The sequence below is a fragment of the Pseudomonas kuykendallii genome (assembly GCF_900106975.1).
Taxonomy (GTDB): Bacteria; Pseudomonadota; Gammaproteobacteria; order Pseudomonadales; family Pseudomonadaceae; genus Pseudomonas_O; species Pseudomonas_O kuykendallii.
In genome coordinates this window covers 198,349-219,482 of sequence record NZ_FNNU01000004.1, presented here as the reverse complement: position 1 = coordinate 219,482, position 21,134 = coordinate 198,349, and the positions used below count along the sequence as shown (strand labels likewise).

Sequence of the window (21,134 nt, the reverse complement as noted above, 5' to 3'; positions counted from 1 at the left end):
CTCTCAACACGACCGTTCTCTGACGGTCGCCACGCGAGAGATTCACATGAAGCCAGTCGCCCAGAGCGCCGCCATCGAACCCGTTCCGCCGAGCGATCGCTCCGCCGATGAACTGGGCCGGGCGTATGCGTTGTTCGAGCAGATGTCGGAACGGCTCAGCGACTCCTACGGATCGCTGCAGGCCCGCGTCGATCAGCTCACCGGCGAACTGGAACTGGTCAGCGCTCAGCGCATGCAGGAGCTGGCGGAGAAGGAGCGCTTGGCGCAGCGTCTGCAGAGCCTGCTCGACCTGCTTCCCGGCGGGGTCGTGGTCATCGACGGCCAGGGCCTGGTCCGCGAAGCCAATCCGGTTGCCGGACAACTCCTCGGCCAGCCGCTGGTCGGGGTGCTCTGGCGCCAGGTGATCGTCCGTTGCTTCGCGCCGCGCCAGGACGATGGCCACGAAGTGTCGCTCAAGGATGGCCGGCGGCTGTCCATCGCGACGCGTTCGCTGAATGGGGAGCCGGGCCAGTTGGTGCTGCTCACCGACCTTACCGAAACCCGCCGCCTGCAGGACCAGTTGGCCCGTCACGAGCGGCTTTCCGCGCTCGGCCGGATGGTCGCCTCGCTGGCGCATCAGGTGCGCACGCCGCTGTCGGCGGCGATGCTCTATGCCAGCCATCTGAACGAGCGCGTGCTGCCTCCCGAGCAGCAACAACGTTTCGCCGGGCGTCTCAAGGAGCGCCTGCATGAGCTGGAGCACCAGGTCCGCGACATGCTGGTGTTCGCCCGTGGCGAGCTGCCGATGACCGATCGACTGACGCCGGTGGCGTTGTTCGACGCGCTGCGCAGCGCCGCGGAGACCCATATCGACGGGGTAAACGTGCGCTGGCAGTGCGACGCGCGGGTGGGCGAACTGCTGTGCAACCGCGACACCCTGGTCGGCACGGCGATCAACCTGATCGAGAACGCCCTCCAGGCCGCCGGGCGCGGTGTCGCCCTGAAGATTCACCTGTACGCGCGCGGCGACCACCTGCGCCTGTGCGTCAGCGACAACGGCCCCGGCATCGATGCGCCGACCCTGGCGCGGCTGGGCGAACCGTTCTTCACCACCAGGACCACCGGCACCGGGCTCGGGCTGGCGGTGGTCAAGGCCGTGGCGCGTGCGCATCGCGGCACGCTGCAACTGCGTTCGCGGGTTGGCTTCGGTACCTGCGCGATTCTCGATCTGCCGCTGATCGCTGCGGCCCCCACTGCTTTTCCGGAGTGACCATGACCGCGAACATCCTGCTCGTCGAAGACGACCGCGCCCTGCGCGAGGCCCTGGCCGACACGCTGGCGCTGGCCGGTCACGATTTCGTCGCCGTGGACTGCGCCGAGGCGGCGCTCGCCGCGCTGCACGAACACGCTTTCAGCCTGGTGCTGAGCGACGTGAACATGCCGGGCATGGATGGTCATCAGCTGCTCGGGCTGATCCGCTCGCGCTATCCGCAATTGCCAGTGCTGCTGATGACCGCCTACGGCGCCGTCGAGCGGGCGGTGGACGCGATGCGCCAGGGCGCCGTCGATTACCTGGTCAAACCGTTCGACTCGAACACCCTGCTGGAGCTCGTCGGGCGCCACGCGCTCGGCTGTCCTGGCGTAAGCGAGGAAGGTCCGGTCGCACTGGAGCCGGCCAGCCTGCAACTGCTCGACCTGGCGGCCCGTGTGGCCCGGAGCGACTCGACGGTGATGATCACCGGCGAATCCGGCACCGGCAAGGAAGTACTGGCACGCTACATCCACCAGCAGTCGCCGCGTGCCGCCAAGCCGTTCATCGCGATCAACTGCGCGGCGATTCCCGACAACATGCTCGAGGCCACGCTGTTCGGCCATGAGAAGGGTTCCTTTACCGGCGCGGTCAGCGCACAGCCGGGCAAGTTCGAGTTGGCGGAGGGCGGGACTCTCCTGCTCGACGAGATTTCCGAAATGCCGCTCGGCCTGCAGGCCAAGCTGCTGCGGGTGCTGCAGGAGCGCGAAGTGGAGCGTGTCGGCGCGCGCAAGCCGATTGCCCTGGACATCCGCGTGCTCGCCACCAGCAACCGCGATCTGCAGGCGGAAGTGGCGGCGGGGCGCTTCCGTGAAGATCTCTACTACCGGCTTTCGGTATTCCCGCTGGCCTGGCGCCCGCTGCGCGAACGGACCGCCGATATCCTGCCGCTGGCCGAACGTCTGCTCAGCAAGCACGTCAAGAAAATGAACCACGCCGCTGTGCGCTTCTCCGAGCAGGCGCGCGCTTGCCTGACCGCGCATCCCTGGCCGGGCAACGTGCGCGAACTGGACAACGCCATCCAGCGCGCGCTGATCCTCCAGCAGGGCGGCATCATCCAGCCCCACGACCTGTGCCTGACCTCGCCCATCGGCTATGCCCCGGTGCCGGTGCCGGTGGCCGCGCCAATGCTGGTCAGTCCGCCGCCCGCCGCGGCGCAGGCCGCTGGCGACCTGAGCGAAGACCTGCGCCGGCGGGAGTTCAAGATGATCATCGAGACGCTGCGCTGCGAGCGCGGCCGACGCAAGGAGGCGGCGGAGCGCCTGGGGATCAGCCCGCGCACCCTGCGCTACAAGCTGGCCCAGATGCGCGACGCCGGGATGGATGTGGAGGCCTATCTCTACGCCAGTTGAGGTCGTCCGCAGCATCCCGCCAGTAATCCGCCAGCGGCTATCCCAGCCGCCGATTCCGTCGAACTTCTCGACAGATTTCGTTCGCGCGGGTATCGAAAAACTGACCTGACGAAAGCGCCTGCATCGCTGCAGGCCGCGTCCACCGGGCGCTCCAGCCCGTATGCCGAACCTGTTCAGGTTTTGGCACCCTAGTTGCAATCTCCTGTTCAAGAAGCCGCCAAGCGTCAAAAAAGCTGCGGAAGCCGGAGAGTGCGATGAGCCAGGGTATTGAATTCAATCGACTGATGCTGGAAATGCGTTCCATGCAGACGGAAGCGATGGCCCGCGCCAAACCGGCGGCCAGCGAGCCCGCCGCAGTGGGCGCGCCAAGCTTCGCCGACATGCTCGGTCAGGCCGTAGGCAAGGTGAATGAAACCCAGCAAGCCTCCAGCCAGCTCTCCAATGCGTTCGAGATGGGCAAGAGTGGGGTGGACATCACCGACGTGATGATCGCATCCCAAAAGGCGAGCGTTTCCTTCCAGGCCATGACCCAGGTGCGTAACAAACTGGTTCAGGCGTATCAAGACATCATGCAGATGCCGGTTTAAGGGCAGGTAGGATCAAGACATGGCCGATGCTGTTATGAACGTTCCCGCCCGCAACCCCGCCGACGCTTCGGAGCCGAAGAAGCCGCTGCTGGGTCTCGCCTTCCTCAGCAACCTGTCGCAGATGAGCATGCTGCGCCAGATCGGGCTGCTGGTTGGCCTGGCCGCCAGCGTGGCCATCGGCTTCGCCGTGGTGCTCTGGTCGCAACAGCCGGACTACCGTCCGCTGTACGGCAGCCTGACCGGTATGGACGCCAACCAGGTGATCGAAGCACTGACCACGGCCGACATCCCCTACAAGATCGAGCCGAACTCCGGCGCGCTGCTGGTCAAGGCCGACGACGTTGCCCGCGCCCGCATCAAGCTGGCCGGCGCCGGCATCCAGCAGTCCGACGGCAACGTCGGCTTCGAGATTCTCGACAAGGAGCAGGCCCTCGGCACCAGCCAGTTCATGGAAGCGACCAACTACCGTCGCGGCCTGGAAGGTGAGCTGGGGCGTACCGTCGCCAGCCTCAACAACATCAGGGCTGCCCGCGTGCACCTGGCGATCCCGAAGAGTTCGGTATTCGTTCGCGACGACCGCAAGCCGACCGCTTCGGTGCTGGTGGAGCTGTACCCGGGCCGCAGCCTCGAGCCGAGCCAGGTGATGGCGATCGTCAATCTGGTCGCCACCAGCGTGCCGGAGCTGAGCAAGTCGCAAGTCACCGTCGTCGACCAGAAGGGCAACCTGCTGTCCGACCAGCAGGAGCTGTCCGAGCTGTCGATGGCCGGCAAGCAGTACGACTACAGCCGCCGCATGGAAACCATGTTCACCCAGCGCGTGCAGAACATCCTCCAGCCGGTGGTCGGTAACGGCCGCTACAAGGCCGAAGTTTCCGCCGACGTCGATTTCAGCGCGGTGGAATCCACCTCCGAAACCTTCAACCCGGATCAGCCGGCGCTGCGCAGCGAGCAGTCGGTCAACGAACAACGCAGCACCAGCTCCAGCAGCGGCGGCGTGCCGGGCGCGCTGTCCAACCAGCCTCCGGGTCCCGCCAGCGCACCGCAGCAGACCGGCCAGGCCGCTGCCGCACCTGCCGGCCCGATCGCCGCCGGCCAGCCGCTGCTCGACGCCAATGGCGCACAGATCATGGACCCGGCCACCGGTCAGCCGATGCTGGCGCCGTTCCCGGCCGACAAGCGCGAACAGGCTACCCGCAACTACGAGCTGGACCGTTCCGTCAGCTACACCAAGCAGCAGCAGGGCCGTCTGCGCCGTCTGTCGGTTGCGGTGGTACTGGACGACCAGATCAAGGTCAACCCTGAGAATGGCGAAGTTACCCACACGCCATGGAACGCCGACGAACTGGCGCGCTTCACCCGCCTGGTACAGGACGCCGTAGGCTTCGACGCCAGCCGTGGCGACAGCGTGAGCGTGATCAACAACGCCTTCGCTCCGGACACCGGCATCGAGGCCATCGACATTCCGTGGTACGAGCAGACCTGGTTCAGCATGCTGATGAGTACGCTCAAGCAACTGTTCCCGGCGCTGCTGATCATGATCCTGGTGTGGTTCGTCCTGCGTCCGGTGCTGAACAACATCAGCGGCGGCGGCAAGGGCAAGGAGCTGGGCGCCTTCGGTGCCGCGGGTGGTGTAGCCGGAGGCTTGAACGGTGGGCTTGAAGGTGAGCTGTCGGACGATCGCGTGAGCCTTGGCGGCCCGCAGAGCATCATGCTGCCGAGCCCGTCCGAGGGTTATGATGCGCAGCTCAACGCCATCAAGAATCTTGTGGCCGAAGACCCGGGCCGTGTCGCCCAGGTCGTGAAAGACTGGATCAACGCCGATGAATGAGCGCGCCCCCACCAAGCTGAACAAGGTCGACAAGGCAGCCATCCTGCTGTTGTCCCTGGGTGAAACCGACGCTGCGCAGGTGTTGCGTCACCTCGGTCCGAAGGAAGTGCAACGCGTCGGCATGGCCATGGCGCAGATGCGCAACGTGCACCGCGAGCAGGTCGAGAAGGTGATGGGCGAGTTCGTCGACATCGTCGGCGACCAGACCAGCCTCGGCGTCGGCGCCGATGGCTACATCCGCAAGATGCTGACCCAGGCGCTGGGCGAGGACAAGGCCGGCAGCCTGATCGACCGGATTCTCCTCGGTGGCAGCACCAGCGGTCTGGACAGCCTGAAGTGGATGGAGCCGCGCGCCGTGGCCGACGTTATCCGCTACGAGCACCCGCAGATCCAGGCGATCGTGGTCGCCTATCTGGACCCCGACCAGGCCGGCGAGGTGCTCAGCCACTTCGACCACAAGGTGCGCCTGGACATCATCCTGCGCGTTTCCTCGCTGAACACCGTGCAGCCGGCGGCGTTGAAGGAGCTCAACCAGATTCTCGAGAAGCAGTTCTCCGGCAGCTCCAACACCTCGCGCGCCACCATGGGCGGCGTGAAGCGTGCGGCCGACATCATGAACTACCTGGACAGCTCGTCCGAAGGCCAGTTGATGGATTCGATCCGCGAGATGGACGAAGACCTGTCGTCGCAGATCGAGGACCTGATGTTCGTCTTCGACAACCTGGCCGACGTCGACGACCGCGGCATCCAGGCGCTGATGCGCGAAGTCTCGTCCGACGTGCTGGTCCTAGCGCTCAAGGGCTCCGACGAGGCGATTAAGGAAAAGGTCTTCAAGAACATGTCCAAACGCGCCGCCGAGTTGCTGCGCGACGACCTCGAAGCGAAGGGCCCGGTGCGCGTCAGCGACGTCGAGACCGCGCAGAAGGAAATTCTTACCATTGCCCGCCGGATGGCCGAAGCCGGGGAAATCGTCCTGGGTGGCAAGGGCGGCGAAGAGATGATCTAAATGGCGAAGGAAGAGCCCAGCGACCTGATCCGCGCGCGCGACGTTCGCGGCAGTGGTTTCGAGAGCTGGTCGCTGCCCAGTTTCGACCCGCCGCCGCTGCCGGGCAGCGAGCCCGCGGTGCCGGAGCCGAGCGAGGAGAGTGCGCAGAACCTGATCGAGGACATCTCCGATCAGGCCGTCAAGCCGCTGACGCTCGACGAACTCGAGGCGATCCGCCAGGACGCCTACAACGAAGGCTTCGCCACCGGCGAGAAGGACGGCTTCCATTCGGGCCAGATCAAGGCCAAGCAGGAGGCCGACGCGCTGCTGAACGTCAAGCTCGAGCGGCTCGAACAGCTGATGTCACAGCTGTTCGAGCCCATCGGCGAGCAGGACCAGCAGCTCGAGGCTACGCTCGTGGAAATGGTCGGCCACGTCGTTCGCCAGGTCATCCAGCGCGAGCTGGTGACCGATTCCAGCCAGTTGCGCCAGGTCGTCCGTGAGTCCCTCAAATTGCTGCCGATGGGTGCCGAGAACGTGCGTATCCATGTCAATCCGCAGGACTTCGAGCTGGTCAAGGCGTTGCGTGAGCGCAACGAGGAGAAGTGGCGGATTCTGGAAGACGAGAACCTGCTGCCCGGAGGCTGCAAGGTGGAAAGCGAGCACAGCCAGATCGACGCCAGCATCGAGACGCGCCTGGCCCAGGCGATGAACCAGATTTTCGAACACCAGCGCGAGCAGAAGGTCCACCCGCCGGCTGCCGATGTCGCTGTCGACCTGAGCACGCCCGATGCGTCTTGAGCGCACCAGCCTCGCCCGGCGTCTGGCAGGCTACGTCGAGGCCGTGCAGCTTCCCAGCCAGCCGCTGGTGGAAGGGCGCCTGCTGCGCATGGTCGGCCTGACCCTCGAAGCCGAGGGGCTGCGCGCCGCCATCGGCAGTCGCTGCCTGGTGATCAATGACGGCAGCTACCAGCCGGTCCAGGTGGAAGCCGAGGTCATGGGCTTTTCCAACGGCAAGATCTACCTGATGCCCGTTGGCAGCCTGGCCGGTATCGCGCCCGGCGCCCGCGTGGTACCGATGCCCGATACTGGCCGCCTGCCGATGGGCATGAGCATGCTCGGCCGGGTGCTCGACGGCGCAGGCAACGCCCTCGACGGCAAGGGCCGGATGAAGGCCGAGGACTGGGTGCCGATGGACGGCCCGATCATCAACCCGCTCAATCGCGAGCCCATCCATGAGCCGCTGGACGTCGGCATCCGCTGCATCAACGGCCTGCTCACCGTGGGGCGCGGCCAGCGCCTCGGCCTGTTCGCCGGTACGGGCGTGGGCAAGAGCGTGCTGCTGGGCATGATGACGCGCTTCACCGAGGCCGAGATCATCGTCGTCGGGCTGATCGGCGAACGTGGCCGCGAGGTGAAGGAATTCATCCAGGAAATCCTCGGCGAGGAAGGCCTCAAGCGCTCGGTGGTGGTGGCCTCGCCGGCGGACGAAGCGCCGCTGATGCGCCTGCGCGCGGCGATGTACTGCACGCGCATCGCCGAGTACTTCCGCGACAAGGGCAAGAACGTCCTGCTGCTGATGGATTCGCTGACCCGTTTCGCCCAGGCCCAGCGCGAGATCGCCCTGGCCATCGGCGAGCCGCCGGCGACCAAGGGTTATCCGCCCTCGGTGTTCGCCCGGCTGCCGAAGCTGGTCGAGCGGGCCGGCAACGCCGAGGCCGGCGGCGGCTCGATCACCGCCTTCTACACCGTGCTCTCCGAGGGTGACGACCAACAGGACCCGATCGCCGACTCGGCGCGCGGGGTCCTCGACGGTCACTTCGTGTTGTCCCGGCGCCTGGCGGAAGAGGGCCACTACCCGGCGATCGACATCGAAGCCTCCATCAGCCGGGTGATGCCGCAGGTGGTCAGCCCCGAACACCTGCGCAACGCCCAGCGCTTCAAGCAGCTGTGGTCGCGCTACCAGCAGAGTCGCGACCTGATCAGCGTCGGCGCTTACGTCGCCGGCGGCGATCCGGAGACCGACATGGCCATCGCCAAGCAGCCGCTGATGGTCGCCTACCTGCGCCAGGGCCTGCGCGAAAGCGAGAGCCTGGAGCAGGCGTCGGCGAACCTGGCTGCGGTTCTGCAGGCCGGCAAGGGCTGATAGATGGCGCAGAGCAGAGCGGCCCGGCTGGTGCCGGTGGTGGACATGGCGGAAAAGGCCGAGCGCGAGGCCGCGCGCATGCTTGGCCGCTGCCAGACGCAGCTCGGCCAGGTGGAAAACCAGCTCAACGAACTGCACCGGTATCGCGGCGACTACCAGAAGCAACTGGTCAATCAGGGGCAGCAGGGCGTTTCCGGGCAATGGCTGATCAACTACCAGCGCTTTCTGTCGCAGCTGGAAACGGCGGTCGCCCAGCAGCAGCGCAACGTCGATTTTCACCGCGAGAACCTGCGTAAGGCGCGTGACGCCTGGCAGGCCTGCTACACGCGCCTCGAAGGGCTGCGCAAGCTGGTCCAGCGCTACATCGAGGAAGCGCGGGCGGCGGACGAGAAGCGCGAGCAGAAGCAGCTCGACGAGCTTGCCGCCCGGCTGGCCGCGCGGCGTACCGACTGACTGCGGTTGCTCCCCTGGCAAGTCGGTGCTACATCTTGATCAGGCGCCGCCTGCAGTCTTTCCCGGCGCATAAGGAGAATTCATGGCTATAACCTCGCAAGCCTCCGATGACGGTCAGGAGCTGACCATCCTCATCCAGGGGCGTTTCGATTTCGGTGCCCACCAGGAATTCCGCGACGCCTACGAACGCATAAGCACCTCGCCCAAGCGCTACGTGATCGACCTAAAGGGTGCAACCTATCTGGACAGTTCCGCGCTCGGCATGCTGTTGCTGCTGCGCGATCACGCCGGCGGCGAGAGTGCCGCGATCAGCCTGATCAACTGCAGTCCGGACGTGCGCAAGATCCTCACCATCTCCAATTTCGAACAGCTCTTCCGGATCAGTTGAGGCGGTATGTCTGAGCGGTTGTCGGTCCTCATCGCGGAGGATAACGCCGCCGATCGCCTGCTGCTCTCGGCCATCGTCACCCGCGAGGGCCATCGCGCGCTGACCGCCGCCGACGGGCAGGAAGCCCTGGAGCTGTTCTGCCGCGAACGGCCGCAGCTGGTGCTGATGGACGCGCTGATGCCGGTGATGGACGGCTTCGAGGCAGCGCGGCTGATCAAGCTCGCCGCTGGCGAGACGCTCGTCCCGATCATCTTCCTCACCTCCCTGACCGAGAACGACGCCCTGGTGCATTGTCTCGAGGTCGGCGACGATTTCCTCGCCAAGCCCTACAACCGGGTGATCCTCGGCGCCAAGATTCGCGCGATGGACCGCCTGCGCCGCCTGCAGCAGACGGTGCTGGAGCAGCGCGACCTGATCGCCAAGCACAACGAACACCTGGTTGCCGAGCAGCGCGTGGCCAAGGCGGTGTTCGACAAGGTCGCGCACTCGGGCTGCCTGAACGCGCCCAATATCCGCTACCTGCAATCGCCCTACGCGCTGTTCAACGGCGACCTGATGCTGGCCGCGTACAAACCCTCTGGCGGCATGCATGTGCTGCTCGGCGACTTCACCGGCCACGGGCTGCCCGCGGCGATCGGGGCGATGCCGCTGGCGGAGGTGTTCTACGGCATGACCACCAAGGGCTACGGGCTTGCCGACATCCTTCGCGAGGTGAATGCCAAGCTCAAGCGCATCCTCCCGGTCGGGGTGTTCTGCTGCGCGACGCTGATCAACCTGAGTTTCCACCGGCGCGTGGTCGAGGTGTGGAACGGCGGCCTGCCGGACGGCTACCTGCTGCGCGGCGGGAGCAACGAACGTATTCCGCTGGTTTCCCGTCACCTGCCGCTCGGCGTGCTGGAGCCGGCGGTGTTCGACGAGAAGTACGAGGTCTACCCGCTGCTGGAGGGCGACCGTCTGCTGCTGCTGTCGGATGGGCTGCTGGAGACGCGCAATCATGCCGGCGAGCTGTTCGGCGAACAGCGCCTGCTGGACCTGATGGCGGCGAACGAGCAGCGCGGCCAGCTGTTCGACGAGGTGCAGCAGGCCCTGAGCGCCTTCCGCGGCGAAACCCAGGACGACGTCAGCCTGATCGAACTCAGCCTGATCGAGGAGGCGAGGTCCTCGCCGTTGACGTTCTCCAACGACGGCAACGACACGCCGCTGGACTGGTCGGCCTGTTTCGAATTCCGCGCGGAAACCCTCAAGCATATGAATCCGTTGCCCTACCTGCTGCAGCTGCTGCTGGAGGTGCAGGGCCTGCGTTCTCAGGTTGGAGCGCTCTACACCGTGCTGGTCGAGCTCTACTCCAACGCCCTGGAGCACGGCGTGCTGCGCCTGGACTCGTCGCTCAAGCGCGACGTGCAAGGCTTCGCCCAGTACTACGGCGAGCGCCGGGAGCGGCTCGCCCGGCTGGAGGAAGGCTTCGTGCGTTTTCACCTGGAACTGCGCCCCGAGCACGGAGGCGGGCGCCTGATCATGCGGGTCGAGGACAGCGGCGGCGGATTCGACCTGGCGGCGGCCAGAGCCTGCGAGCAAGCCGCCGAACAACTGCACGGGCGTGGCTTGAAACTGGTCAGCCAGCTGGCCGAGAAGAGTGACTGGGAGAACGATGGGCGGGGCGTCAGCGTGGAGTTTTCCTGGTCCGCTCAGGCATAATTCCCACCCCCTTGATCATGGAGTGAGCAAGTGTCAGACGCGCATCTCGACGGTACTGTCCTCGCTTCACTGCAGGACCTCATGGAAGCGGAGTACCCGGTTCTGCTGGATACCTTTCTGGCCGATTCCGAAGAGCGCGTGCGCCTGCTGGCCGGGGCTTTGCAGGTCAAGGATGCGCAGCTCCTGCGTCTGACCGCGCACAGCTTCAAGGGCAGCTGCAGCAACATGGGCGCCCTGTCGCTGGCGGACCTGTGCAAGCAGCTCGAAGACCAGAGCGAGCGGCAGTCGTTTGACAGCGCCGCCGTTCTGGTCGAGCAGATCAACCGTGAATTCGCCATTGTCCGCATCCTGATGAAGTCGGAGCGTCAACGTTTTCGCGGTTGAGTGACTGCGAAGACCCTTATCCCGGCGCAAAGCCGCGTAAACCGGCGCTTTCCCAAAGCTGGCCCCTAACTTGCTTATTTCAGGCACGACCCATCCGAGCGGAGAGTGCCCCATGTCCGTCGCCCCCGATCTGCTTCTTCAGTCCGCGTCCGATACGCGGATGAAGTTGCCCGCGGTGAAAGCCCCGGTAAAGACCGACGACACCAGCAAACGCGAGGCTTCCAGCTTCGCCGACGTCTATGCCAAGGAACGCCAGCCCAAGTCCGCGGACCGCAGCGATGCGCCTGCGAAGGCGCGCCATGAGAAGACCGCCGACAACAAGCGCAACGACGCGCGTGACGACACGACCGCCAAGGCGAAGCCGGAGGTTGCCGATAGCGGCAAAGCCTTGCCGAGCAAGAAGGCGGTTGACGACGCGGAACCGGCCGACGAGCAGGTGCAGGCGACCGACCAGCCTAACGGCCAGCCAATCGACCCGCTGGTGCTGATGGGGCTGGTGCCGCAGCCCGTGGTTCCAACGGTGCCGGAGCCGGCCGTGGAGGTGCCTGCCGCGCTGGCGACGGACGTTGCCGCCGTCGAGGTGCCGGCCGTTCCGCTGGCCGCTGCGACGCAGGGCGAACCGGAGCCGCAGGCCTCGGGCAGTGTCGAAGACCTTCTGCCGCCCGGCCTGACGTTGCCGGAGGATTTCCAGGCCGCCCAGGCCGTGGTGGCGCAGCAGGCCAAGGCGGTCGCGGTCCAGACCGTGAACACCGAGGCCGCCAAGGCGCCGCTCGACCCTGCGCTCGCCTCTCCGCTGGTCGAGCAATTGCCGGTCGATGGCGAGGCGCTCGCCGCACTGACGCCCGGCGATCTCGAAGCCGATTCGGGTGACCTGAAGGACAGTGTCAGCGAGCTGCGCGCGGAAAACTTCGCCAATAAACTGAATTCGCTCAACCAGGCCATGACCCAGCAGGTCAACGCTACCCAGCGTTCCGCCGTGGTGCCGGGGCAGCCGGTGCCCATGCAGCAGAACGGCTGGTCCGAAGCGGTGGTCGATCGGGTGATGTGGATGTCCAGCCAGAATCTGAAGTCAGCGGAGATACAGCTCGATCCGCAGGACCTGGGGCGTCTGGACGTGAAGATCAGCCTTAACCAGGACCAGACCCAGATCGCGTTCGCCAGCCCGCATGCCGCGGTCCGCGAGGCGCTGGAAGGCCAGATGAACCGTCTGCGTGACATGTTCACCCAGCAGGGCATGAATCTGGGCGACGTCAACGTTTCCGACCAGTCGCTGGCGCGTGGCTGGCAGGGGCAGGGTAGCGAAGGGCAGGGCCGCGGCGGTTCATCGTCGCGCGGCGGCTCGGGCGGTTCCGAGGACGAAGTGGTCATCGGCAGCGTCGAGGTCTCCAGCACGCCGCTCAAGGCGGGTCGCGGACTGGTCGACTACTACGCCTGACGCGGCGTTTCAAAAAAAAGCGAAAGGCCCGATCGGCTTCCTCCCGTTGGGCCTTTTTCGTTTGCGCTCCCGCCGGCGCTGCCGGTTTTCTCGGCGGTCGGCCAACACAGGGGCTATGCAGCGCGCGACGCGAGGTCGAAGATGCCCGGCGAAAGAGTTTTCCGGGAAGACCTTTTACTTATAAGCTGGCATAGCACTTGCTCCTAAGCCATTGATGGCTGTAAAGATCCCTGACGCGCGACGGAATATTGGCATGGCGAAGAAAGCTCCACCCCAGCCCAGCCCCGAGGGGGCCGAGAAACCTGCGGGCAAAAGCAAACTCAAACTGATCATCGTGATCGTGCTGGCCCTGTTGCTGGCGATCGGCGGTTCCGTCGGCGCAACCTGGTTCCTCCTCAGCAAGAACATGAAGAAGGACGAGGCCCCCGCAGCCGAGGAGCACGCCGCCGCGCCGGTCAAGCAGCCGGCCATCTACGAAGCGCTGGCGCCGGCCTTCGTGGTCAACTTCAATTACAACGGCCGGCAGCGCTACATGCAGGTCACGGTGGCACTGATGGCCCGTGATCAGGCGTCCCTCGACGCGTTGAAGGTGCACATGCCGGTCCTGCGGAACAACCTGGTGATGCTGTTTTCCAGCCAGGATTTCGAAAGCCTGACCAGCGCCGTCGGCAAGGAAATGTTGCGCCAGAAGGCCACCGCTAGCGTCCAGGAGCTGGCGCAGAAAGAGGTCGGCAAGACCGTGATCGAGCAGGTTCTCTTCACCAACTTCGTATTGCAGTAGGAGCCCGTCCATGGCTGTACAAGACCTGCTGTCGCAGGACGAAATCGACGCCCTGCTGCACGGTGTGGACGATGGCGCCGTCGAGACCGAAACCGACGTCGAGCCCGGCAGCGTCAAGAGTTACGACCTCACCAGCCAGGACCGCATCGTTCGCGGTCGCATGCCGACGCTGGAGATGATCAACGAGCGCTTCGCCCGTTATACCCGTATCAGCATGTTCAACTTGCTGCGCCGCTCGGCGGACGTGGCGGTCGGCGGCGTGCAGGTGATGAAGTTCGGCGAATACGTGCATTCGCTGTACGTGCCGACCAGCCTCAACCTGGTGAAGATGAAGCCGCTGCGCGGAACTGCGCTATTCATCCTCGACGCCAAGCTGGTGTTCAAGCTGGTGGACAACTTCTTCGGCGGCGACGGCCGTCACGCAAAGATCGAAGGCCGCGAGTTCACCCCGACCGAGTTGCGCGTGGTGCGGATGGTCATCGACCAGGCCTTCAACGACCTTCGCGAAGCCTGGCACGCGGTGCTCGACGTGAACTTCGAGTACATCAACTCCGAGGTAAACCCGGCCCTGGCGAACATCGTCAGTCCCAGCGAAGTGGTGGTGGTCTCGACCTTCCACATCGAGCTGGACGGCGGCGGCGGCGACCTGCACATCACCATGCCGTACTCGATGATCGAGCCGATCCGGGAAATGCTCGACGCCGGCTTCCAGTCCGACATGGACGATCAGGACGAGCGCTGGGTGAAGGCACTGCGCGAGGACATCCTCGACGTCAGCGTGCCGCTCGGCGCCACGGTGGCGCGGCGCCAGCTCAAGGTCCGCGACATCTTGCACATGCAGCCCGGCGACGTGATCCCGGTGGAGCTGCCGGAAAACATCGTCCTGCGCGCCAATGGCGTGCCGGCGTTCAAGGTCAAGATCGGCGCGCACAAGGGCAACCTGTCCCTGCAGGTGCTCGAGCCGATAGGCCGCGCCCGCTGAGGCGGGCGTCTCCATTCCCTTTTCAGAGCCAGCCGAGGAACACCGATGGCAGACGATCAAGACACCTCCCCCGAGGAGAAAGCACTGGCCGATGAATGGGCCGCGGCACTTGCCGAGGCCGGCGACGCCGACCAGGACGATATCGACGCCATGCTCTCGCAGAGCGCGGCGCCGCCCGCGCCGCGGGCGCAGATGGAGGAGTTCGGCAGCGTGCCGCGCTCCAACGCGCCGGTCAGCCTGGACGGCCCGAACCTGGACGTGATCCTCGACATTCCGGTGTCGATCTCGATGGAGGTCGGCAACACCGACATCACCATTCGCAACCTGCTGCAGCTGAACCAGGGCTCGGTGATCGAACTGGATCGCCTGGCGGGCGAGCCGCTCGACGTGCTGGTCAACGGCACGCTGATCGCGCATGGCGAAGTGGTGGTGGTCAACGAGAAGTTCGGCATCCGCCTGACCGACGTGATCAGCCCCAGCGAACGCATCAAGAAGCTGAGCTGAGCATGAGCAGAGCCGCCCTCGCCGTACTCTTCGGTTTGCCACTCTCCGCGCTGGCCGCCGAAACGGGCAGCGCCGCGTTGCCGGGCAACGGCAGCCTCGGCAGCCAGATCGGGCAGATGCTGCTCGGCCTGCTGCTGGTGATCGGGCTGATCTTCCTGCTCGCCTGGGCGCTGCGCCGCGTGCAGCAGATCGGCCCGCGCGGCAGCCAGGCGATCAAGCTGGTGTCCAGCCAGGCGCTCGGCCCGCGCGACCGTCTGCTGCTGGTGCAGGTCGGCCGCGAGCAGGTGCTGCTGGGAATCTCGCCCGGCCGCATCACGCCGCTGCACGTGCTCGCCGAGCCGGTGCTGGTCGCCGACGCAGAGCCGGCGTCGCCGGAGTTCGCCCAGCGCCTGATGGAGCTGCTCGGTAAAGACAAGGACAAGGATAAGAATTGATGTGGCGTTTGTTGCTGACCCTGTTCGTGCTGATCGCGGCGCCCCTGGCGTTCGGCCAGGAGGCCGTGAATAGCGCCAATCCGCTGTCGGTCCCGGCGATCACGCTGTCGACCAACCCGCAGGGGCAGCAGGAGTATTCGGTCAGCCTGCAGATCCTGCTGATCATGACCGCGCTGAGCTTCATCCCGGCGTTCGTCATGCTGATGACCAGCTTCACCCGCATCATCATCGTCTTCTCGATCCTGCGTCAGGCGCTTGGTCTGCAACAGACGCCGTCCAACCAGATACTCATCGGCCTGGCGATGTTCCTCACGCTGTTCATCATGGCGCCGGTGTTCGACCAGGTGAACCGCGAGGCGCTGCAGCCCTACCTGAATGAGCAGATGACCGCCCAGGATGCGATCGCCAAGGCGCAGGGCCCGCTGAAGAACTTCATGCTCGGGCAGACGCGGGAGAGCGATCTCGACCTGTTCATGCGCCTCTCCAAGCGCACCGACATCGCCAGCCCGCAGGACGCGCCCCTGACCATCCTGGTGCCGGCGTTCGTCACCTCCGAGCTGAAGACGGCGTTCCAGATCGGCTTCATGATCTTCATTCCGTTCCTCATCATCGACATGGTGGTGGCCAGCGTGCTGATGGCGATGGGCATGATGATGCTCTCGCCGATGATCATCTCGTTGCCCTTCAAGATCATGCTGTTCGTGCTGATCGACGGCTGGGGCCTGATCATCGGCACCCTGGCGGGCAGCTTCGGCACCCTTTAGCGGCAGCGGCACATTTCGGCCGCCCGGCGGCCAGGAGGCACACATGACACCCGAAGTGGCGGTGGACATCTTTCGCGAAGCGCTGTGGATGATCACGGTGATGGTCGGCATCCTGGTGCTGCCGAGCCTGCTGGTGGGCCTCGTCGTCGCCATGTTCCAGGCGGCGACGCAGATCAACGAACAGACCCTTAGCTTCCTGCCGCGCCTGCTGGTGATGCTGCTGACGCTGATCGTCGGCGGGCCGTGGATGGTCCGGCAACTGATGGAGTACACCACGACGCTGATACAGAACATTCCGCTGGTGATCGGCTAGCGATGCTCGAGCTTTCCAACGGCCAGATCGGCGGCTGGATCTCCAGCTTCCTGCTGCCGCTGTTCCGGATCTCCTCGCTGCTGATGGTGATGCCGATCTTCGGCACCCAGCTGGTCCCGACCCGGGTGCGGCTGTACCTGGCGCTGGCGATCACCGTGGTCATCGTGCCGACCCTTCCGCCGATGCCGGAGGTCGATGCGCTCAACCTGCGCTCGCTGCTGCTGATCGCCCAGGAAGTGCTGATCGGCGCGATGTTCGGCTTCATGCTGCAACTGTTCTTCCATGTGTACACGGTGATTGGCCAGATTCTCTCAATCCAGATGGGTATCGGCTTCGCCGCGATGGTCGACCCCGCCAACGGGATTTCCGTGCCGGTGCTGGGCCAGCTCCTGACGATGCTCACCACGCTGCTGTTTCTCGCCATGAACGGCCATCTGGTGGTCTTCGAGGTGATCACCGAGAGCTTCGTGACGCTGCCGGTGGGCAGCGGAATGCTGGTCGGACACTACTGGGAATTGGTCGGAAAGCTCAGCTGGGTGCTCGGCGCCGGGCTGCTGATTTCCCTGCCGGTGGTGACCGCGCTGCTGGTGGTCAACCTGGCGTTCGGCGTGATGACCCGCGCAGCGCCGCAGCTGAACATCTTCTCCGTCGGCTTTCCGCTGACCTTGACCTTCGGCCTGGTGGTGGTCTGGATCGGCATGGCCGATACCCTCAATCAGTACCAGAATCTCTCCAGCGTGGCCCTGGCGATGCTGCGCGATCTGGCGCAGGCGAGGTGAGCGATGGCTGAAAGCGAGAGCGGTGCCGACAAAAGCGAGGAACCCACCGAGAAACGCCTGCGCGAGTCGCGGGAGGAGGGGCAGATCGCCCGCTCCCGGGAGCTGAGCACGCTGGTGGTGGTGATGTCCGGGGTGATCGCGCTGATGATCTACGGTGGCGACCTGGCCAGCGCACTGGTCGACCTCATGCGTGGTTGCTTGAGCATCAGCCGCGACACGCTGATGGACACCGGCAGCATGGCGCTGCTGCTGCTCAAGGCGGGCACCATGGCGATCAAGGCGCTGGCGCCGATCCTCGCGGTGCTGCTGGCGGCATCGATTGTCGGCAACATCGCGCTCGGCGGCTGGATGTTTTCCACCAAGACCATGGTGCCCAAGTTCGGTCGGATGAATCCCGGTCCCGGCCTGGCGCGGATGTTCTCCAAGAAGTCGGTGATCGAGCTGGTCAAGGCGCTGGCCAAGTTCAGCATTACGCTCATGGTCGGCATCGTGGTGCTCTCCAACGACCGCAACGACCTGCTGGCGCTGTCCGGCCAGCCGCTGGAAACGGCGCTTGGCCACGCCGTCGAGGTGCTTGGCAATAGCGCGCTGTGGATGGCCTCCGGGCTGATCCTGATTGCGGCGGTGGATGTGCCGTTCCAGCTCTGGGACAACAAGCAGAAGCTGATGATGACCAAGCAGGAGATCAAGGACGAGTACAAGGACAGCGAAGGCAAGCCCGAGGTCAAGGGCAAGATCCGCCAGATGCAGCGGCAAATGGCCGAACGGCGGATGATGCAGGCGGTGCCGGAGGCCGACGTGGTGATCACCAACCCGACGCACTTCGCGGTCGCCCTGAAGTACGACCCGACCAAGGGTACGGCGCCGGTCGTACTGGCCAAGGGCGGCGACTTCCTCGCGCTGAAGATTCGCGAGATCGCCCAGGAGCACAAGGTGCTGCTGATGGAGTCACCGGCGCTGGCGCGTTCGGTGTACTACTCCACCGAGGTCGATCAGGAAATCCCGGCGGGCCTGTACCTGGCGGTCGCGCAGGTGCTGGCTTACGTCTACCAGCTCAAGCAGTTCCGCTCCGGCAAGGGCAAGCGGCCCACGCCGCTGCCCGATCTGCCGATTCCACCGGACCTTCGTCGCGACGAGTGATAGTCCGCTCCCGCGTTTCGCGGCGTTACCGGATGACCCCGCAGGCCATTCTCGCGCCGCCACCGCCCAGTGGCTGCGGATGGTCGGAGTGGTTGTCTCCGGCCTGGTGAATCATCAGCGCATGACCCTTGATCTCCGCCAGGCTCTTCAGGCGGGGTGCGAGCACCGGCTGCATCGCCTTGCCGTCGGCGGTCACCAGCAGGGCAGGGAGGTCGCCGAGGTGGCCATCGCCCCAGGGCGCGCCGTGCTTGCCAGTCTCCTTCGGGTCCCAATGGCCGCCGGCGGCTTCTGCCGCGGAGGGCTTGCCGTCCTTGAGGGCGGCGTCGCAACTCGCCTTGGCGTGAATGTGGAAACCGTGAATGCCTTGCGCCAGGCCCGCCAGTTGCGGGGTGAACACCAGGCCATACGGGGTTTCCTCGACGCTTACCGTGCCGACCTTTTCGCCAATGCCGTTGGCGCTGACGATGTTCATCGGAATCGAAAGGCTTTCCGCCTGGGCGCTGAGTGCGCAGCCGCCTACGAGTGCGGCGATCATCCAGTTCTTCATGAAGTGGCTCCTTGCAACCTGCGGCGCGCGTCGTTGCCCGCCGACAGTGTTCTGACTCCCCGCCGCCAGCGCGGTTCTCCGTAGCGCCCGCCAATGGTTTGCGCCTACCGCAAGCCATTGATCTTCATTGGGTTCTCCAAGTTGGCCGGGCTCTTGCACTGGCATTGGCGCACGCCCACTGGCGTCAAAAGATTGTTTGGATCGGGCTAGGAGAATCGGGTGGAACGCACTCAGCTGTTCAACAACATGCGAATGAATGCGATCGGCGCCGGCCGTGGCAACCTCGGGGTGCCGCTGCTGGTACTGGTGATGCTCGGCATGATGATCCTGCCGGTGCCTGCCTTCCTCCTGGATGTGTTCTTCACCTTCAACATCGCCCTGTCGATCGTCGTTCTGCTGGTCAGCGTGTACGCGTTGCGACCGCTGGATTTCGCGGTTTTCCCGACCATCCTGCTGGTCTCCACGCTGCTGCGTCTGGCGTTGAACGTGGCCTCCAGCCGCGTCGTGCTGCTTCACGGCCAGGAAGGTCACCACGCCGCGGGCAAGGTGATCCAGGCCTTCGGCGACGTGGTCGTCGGCGGCAACTACGTGGTCGGCGTGGTCGTGTTCGCGATCCTGATGATCATCAACTTCGTGGTGGTCACCAAGGGTGCCGGGCGTATTTCCGAGGTGAGCGCGCGCTTCACCCTCGACGCCATGCCGGGCAAACAGATGGCCATCGACGCCGACCTCAACGCCGGCATCATCGACCAGGCGCAAGCCAAGCTGCGCCGCCAGGAAGTGGGTCAGGAAGCCGACTTCTACGGTTCGATGGACGGTGCCAGCAAATTCGTCCGCGGTGACGCCGTCGCCGGCCTGTTGATCCTCTTCATCAACCTCATCGGCGGCATGGGCATCGGCATTCTCCAGCACGACCTGTCGTTCGGCGATGCCGGCCGCATCTACGCACTGCTGACCATCGGTGACGGCCTGGTCGCGCAGATTCCGTCGCTGCTACTGTCGACCGCCGCCGCGATCATGGTGACCCGCGTGTCCAGCTCCGAGGACATGGGGCAGCAGGTCAACCGGCAGATGTTCACCTCGCCCAAGGCACTGGCCGTATCGGCGCTGATCATGGTCGCCATGGGCCTGGTTCCCGGCATGCCGCACGTGCCCTTCATCGGTCTGGGCCTGATAGCCGCCGGTGGCGCCTACATGATCTGGAACAAGGCCAACAAGGCCAAGGAAGCCGAGGTCCAGGAAACCGCCCGCCAGCAGGAACTGATCCCCGCCCAGCGCGCGCAGGAAACCAAGGAGCTCGGCTGGGACGACGTCACCCCGGTGGATATGGTCGGTCTGGAAGTGGGTTATCGGCTGATTCCACTGGTCGACCGCAACCAGGGTGGCCAGCTGCTGGCGCGGATCAAGGGGGTACGCAAGAAGCTCTCCCAGGAGATGGGCTTCCTCATGCCGTCCGTGCACATCCGCGACAACCTCGACCTGCTGCCCAACGCCTACCGCCTGACCCTGATGGGTGTCAGCGTCGCCGAGGCGGAGATCTATCCCGATCGCGAACTGGCGATCAACCCTGGCCAGGTATTCGGCAGCCTCAACGGCATCGCCGCCAAAGATCCGGCGTTCGGCCTGGAGGCGGTCTGGATCGACCCCAGCCAGCGCGACCAGGCGCAATCGCTTGGCTACACCGTGGTCGACGCCAGCACCGTGGTCGCCACTCACCTCAATCAGGTGCTGAACAAGCATGCCCACGAGCTGCTTGGCCACGAAGAAGTCCAGCAACTGCTGCAACTGCTGGCGAAGAGCTCGCCGAAGCTGGCCGAAGAGCTGGTGCCGGGGATGATTTCGCTGTCCACGCTGCTCAAGGTGTTGCAGGCGCTGCTCAACGAACAGGTTCCGGTTCGCGATATCCGCACCATCGCCGAAGCCATCGCGAACGTCGCTGCGAAGAGTCAAGATCCCGCCGCCATGGTTGCAGCGGTCCGCGTCGCGCTGGCCCGCTCAATCGTGCAAACCGTTGTGGGACTAGAGCCGGAGATGCCTGTCATCACGCTCGATCCAAGGTTGGAACAGATATTGCTCAATAGTCTTCACAAGGCCGGTCAGGGCTCCGAGGATGGCATCCTCCTCGAACCTGGCATGGCCGAGAAGCTGCAGCGTTCCCTGGTGGAGGCGGCGCAGCGTCAGGAGATGATGGGCAAACCGGCGATCCTGCTGGTAGCCGGTCCGATCCGGGCGATGCTCTCGCGGTTTGCTCGACTGGCCGTGCCGAACATGCACGTACTGGCCTACCAGGAAATCCCGGACAACAAGCAGGTCACCATCGTCGCCACCGTGGGACAAAACTGAGGTTAA

At 65.1% G+C, this 21,134-nt stretch carries 22 protein-coding genes; 21 read left to right on the top strand and 1 reads right to left on the bottom strand.

Annotated features, from left to right (window positions below; all coding sequences use genetic code 11):
• Nucleotides 1-46 precede the first annotated feature (46 nt).
• From BLV15_RS14400 to flhB, 20 genes are all read left to right on the top strand, one after another.
• Nucleotides 47-1,249, top strand: a complete 1,203-nt coding sequence (locus tag BLV15_RS14400) for a sensor histidine kinase (protein WP_090229601.1) — start codon at nt 47-49, stop codon at nt 1,247-1,249.
• A gap of 2 nt (nt 1,250-1,251) precedes the next feature.
• Nucleotides 1,252-2,640, top strand: coding sequence for a sigma-54-dependent response regulator transcription factor FleR (fleR, locus tag BLV15_RS14395; protein ID WP_090229598.1), 1,389 nt, complete (start codon nt 1,252-1,254; stop codon nt 2,638-2,640).
• A gap of 254 nt (nt 2,641-2,894) precedes the next feature.
• A complete protein-coding gene (gene fliE / locus BLV15_RS14390; protein WP_090229594.1) occupies nt 2,895-3,227 on the top strand; it encodes a flagellar hook-basal body complex protein FliE in 333 nt (110 codons plus the stop codon).
• Between the two features lie 19 nt (nt 3,228-3,246).
• On the top strand, nt 3,247-5,055 hold the full coding sequence (fliF, locus tag BLV15_RS14385) for a flagellar basal-body MS-ring/collar protein FliF (RefSeq protein WP_090229592.1): 1,809 nt from the start codon (nt 3,247-3,249) through the stop codon (nt 5,053-5,055).
• Nucleotides 5,048-6,061, top strand: coding sequence for a flagellar motor switch protein FliG (gene fliG, locus BLV15_RS14380; protein WP_090229590.1), 1,014 nt, complete (start codon nt 5,048-5,050; stop codon nt 6,059-6,061). The genes fliF and fliG overlap by 8 nt, the downstream gene beginning before the upstream one ends.
• Nucleotides 6,062-6,841 (top strand): flagellar assembly protein FliH, encoded by a 780-nt coding sequence (gene fliH / locus BLV15_RS14375; protein ID WP_090229588.1) that lies wholly within the window; start codon nt 6,062-6,064, stop codon nt 6,839-6,841.
• A complete protein-coding gene (gene fliI, locus BLV15_RS14370) occupies nt 6,831-8,186 on the top strand; it encodes a flagellar protein export ATPase FliI (protein ID WP_090229586.1) in 1,356 nt (451 codons plus the stop codon). Before fliH ends, fliI begins: the two co-directional genes overlap by 11 nt.
• Before the next feature lie 3 nt (nt 8,187-8,189).
• Complete coding sequence (fliJ, locus tag BLV15_RS14365; RefSeq protein ID WP_090229583.1) at nt 8,190-8,639, top strand: flagellar export protein FliJ; 450 nt, start codon at nt 8,190-8,192, stop codon at nt 8,637-8,639.
• A gap of 82 nt (nt 8,640-8,721) precedes the next feature.
• Nucleotides 8,722-9,027 (top strand): STAS domain-containing protein, encoded by a 306-nt coding sequence (locus BLV15_RS14360; protein ID WP_090229581.1) that lies wholly within the window; start codon nt 8,722-8,724, stop codon nt 9,025-9,027.
• A 6-nt stretch (nt 9,028-9,033) separates the two neighbouring features.
• Complete coding sequence (locus BLV15_RS14355) at nt 9,034-10,722, top strand: fused response regulator/phosphatase (protein WP_090229578.1); 1,689 nt, start codon at nt 9,034-9,036, stop codon at nt 10,720-10,722.
• Between the two features lie 30 nt (nt 10,723-10,752).
• Entirely contained in the window at nt 10,753-11,106 is a 354-nt protein-coding gene (locus BLV15_RS14350) for an Hpt domain-containing protein (protein ID WP_090229576.1), read from the top strand.
• A gap of 112 nt (nt 11,107-11,218) precedes the next feature.
• Nucleotides 11,219-12,541: a flagellar hook-length control protein FliK gene (locus BLV15_RS14345; protein ID WP_090229573.1), complete on the top strand. Its 1,323-nt coding sequence runs from the start codon at nt 11,219-11,221 to the stop codon at nt 12,539-12,541.
• A gap of 253 nt (nt 12,542-12,794) precedes the next feature.
• On the top strand, nt 12,795-13,322 hold the full coding sequence (gene fliL, locus BLV15_RS14340) for a flagellar basal body-associated protein FliL (RefSeq protein ID WP_090229571.1): 528 nt from the start codon (nt 12,795-12,797) through the stop codon (nt 13,320-13,322).
• Nucleotides 13,323-13,332: 10 nt separating this feature from the next.
• Entirely contained in the window at nt 13,333-14,304 is a 972-nt protein-coding gene (gene fliM / locus BLV15_RS14335; protein WP_090229570.1) for a flagellar motor switch protein FliM, read from the top strand.
• A 45-nt stretch (nt 14,305-14,349) separates the two neighbouring features.
• Nucleotides 14,350-14,808, top strand: a complete 459-nt coding sequence (fliN, locus tag BLV15_RS14330) for a flagellar motor switch protein FliN (protein ID WP_090229568.1) — start codon at nt 14,350-14,352, stop codon at nt 14,806-14,808.
• A gap of 2 nt (nt 14,809-14,810) precedes the next feature.
• Nucleotides 14,811-15,242: a flagellar biosynthetic protein FliO gene (gene fliO, locus BLV15_RS14325; RefSeq protein WP_090229565.1), complete on the top strand. Its 432-nt coding sequence runs from the start codon at nt 14,811-14,813 to the stop codon at nt 15,240-15,242.
• Nucleotides 15,242-16,006: a flagellar type III secretion system pore protein FliP gene (gene fliP / locus BLV15_RS14320; RefSeq protein WP_090229563.1), complete on the top strand. Its 765-nt coding sequence runs from the start codon at nt 15,242-15,244 to the stop codon at nt 16,004-16,006. Before fliO ends, fliP begins: the two co-directional genes overlap by 1 nt.
• 43 nt (nt 16,007-16,049) lie before the next feature.
• On the top strand, nt 16,050-16,319 hold the full coding sequence (gene fliQ / locus BLV15_RS14315) for a flagellar biosynthesis protein FliQ (protein WP_090229560.1): 270 nt from the start codon (nt 16,050-16,052) through the stop codon (nt 16,317-16,319).
• Between the two features lie 2 nt (nt 16,320-16,321).
• On the top strand, nt 16,322-17,098 hold the full coding sequence (gene fliR / locus BLV15_RS14310) for a flagellar biosynthetic protein FliR (RefSeq protein ID WP_090229558.1): 777 nt from the start codon (nt 16,322-16,324) through the stop codon (nt 17,096-17,098).
• A gap of 3 nt (nt 17,099-17,101) precedes the next feature.
• Nucleotides 17,102-18,238, top strand: coding sequence for a flagellar biosynthesis protein FlhB (flhB, locus tag BLV15_RS14305; protein WP_090229556.1), 1,137 nt, complete (start codon nt 17,102-17,104; stop codon nt 18,236-18,238).
• A 25-nt stretch (nt 18,239-18,263) separates the two neighbouring features.
• Here flhB and sodC read toward each other — a convergent pair whose 3' ends face one another.
• Entirely contained in the window at nt 18,264-18,785 is a 522-nt protein-coding gene (gene sodC / locus BLV15_RS14300) for a superoxide dismutase family protein (protein ID WP_090229553.1), read from the bottom strand.
• A 219-nt stretch (nt 18,786-19,004) separates the two neighbouring features.
• On the opposite strand from sodC, the gene flhA reads away from it, so the two are divergent.
• Nucleotides 19,005-21,128, top strand: a complete 2,124-nt coding sequence (flhA, locus tag BLV15_RS14295) for a flagellar biosynthesis protein FlhA (protein ID WP_090229550.1) — start codon at nt 19,005-19,007, stop codon at nt 21,126-21,128.
• The last annotated feature ends 6 nt before the right edge of the window (nt 21,129-21,134 follow it).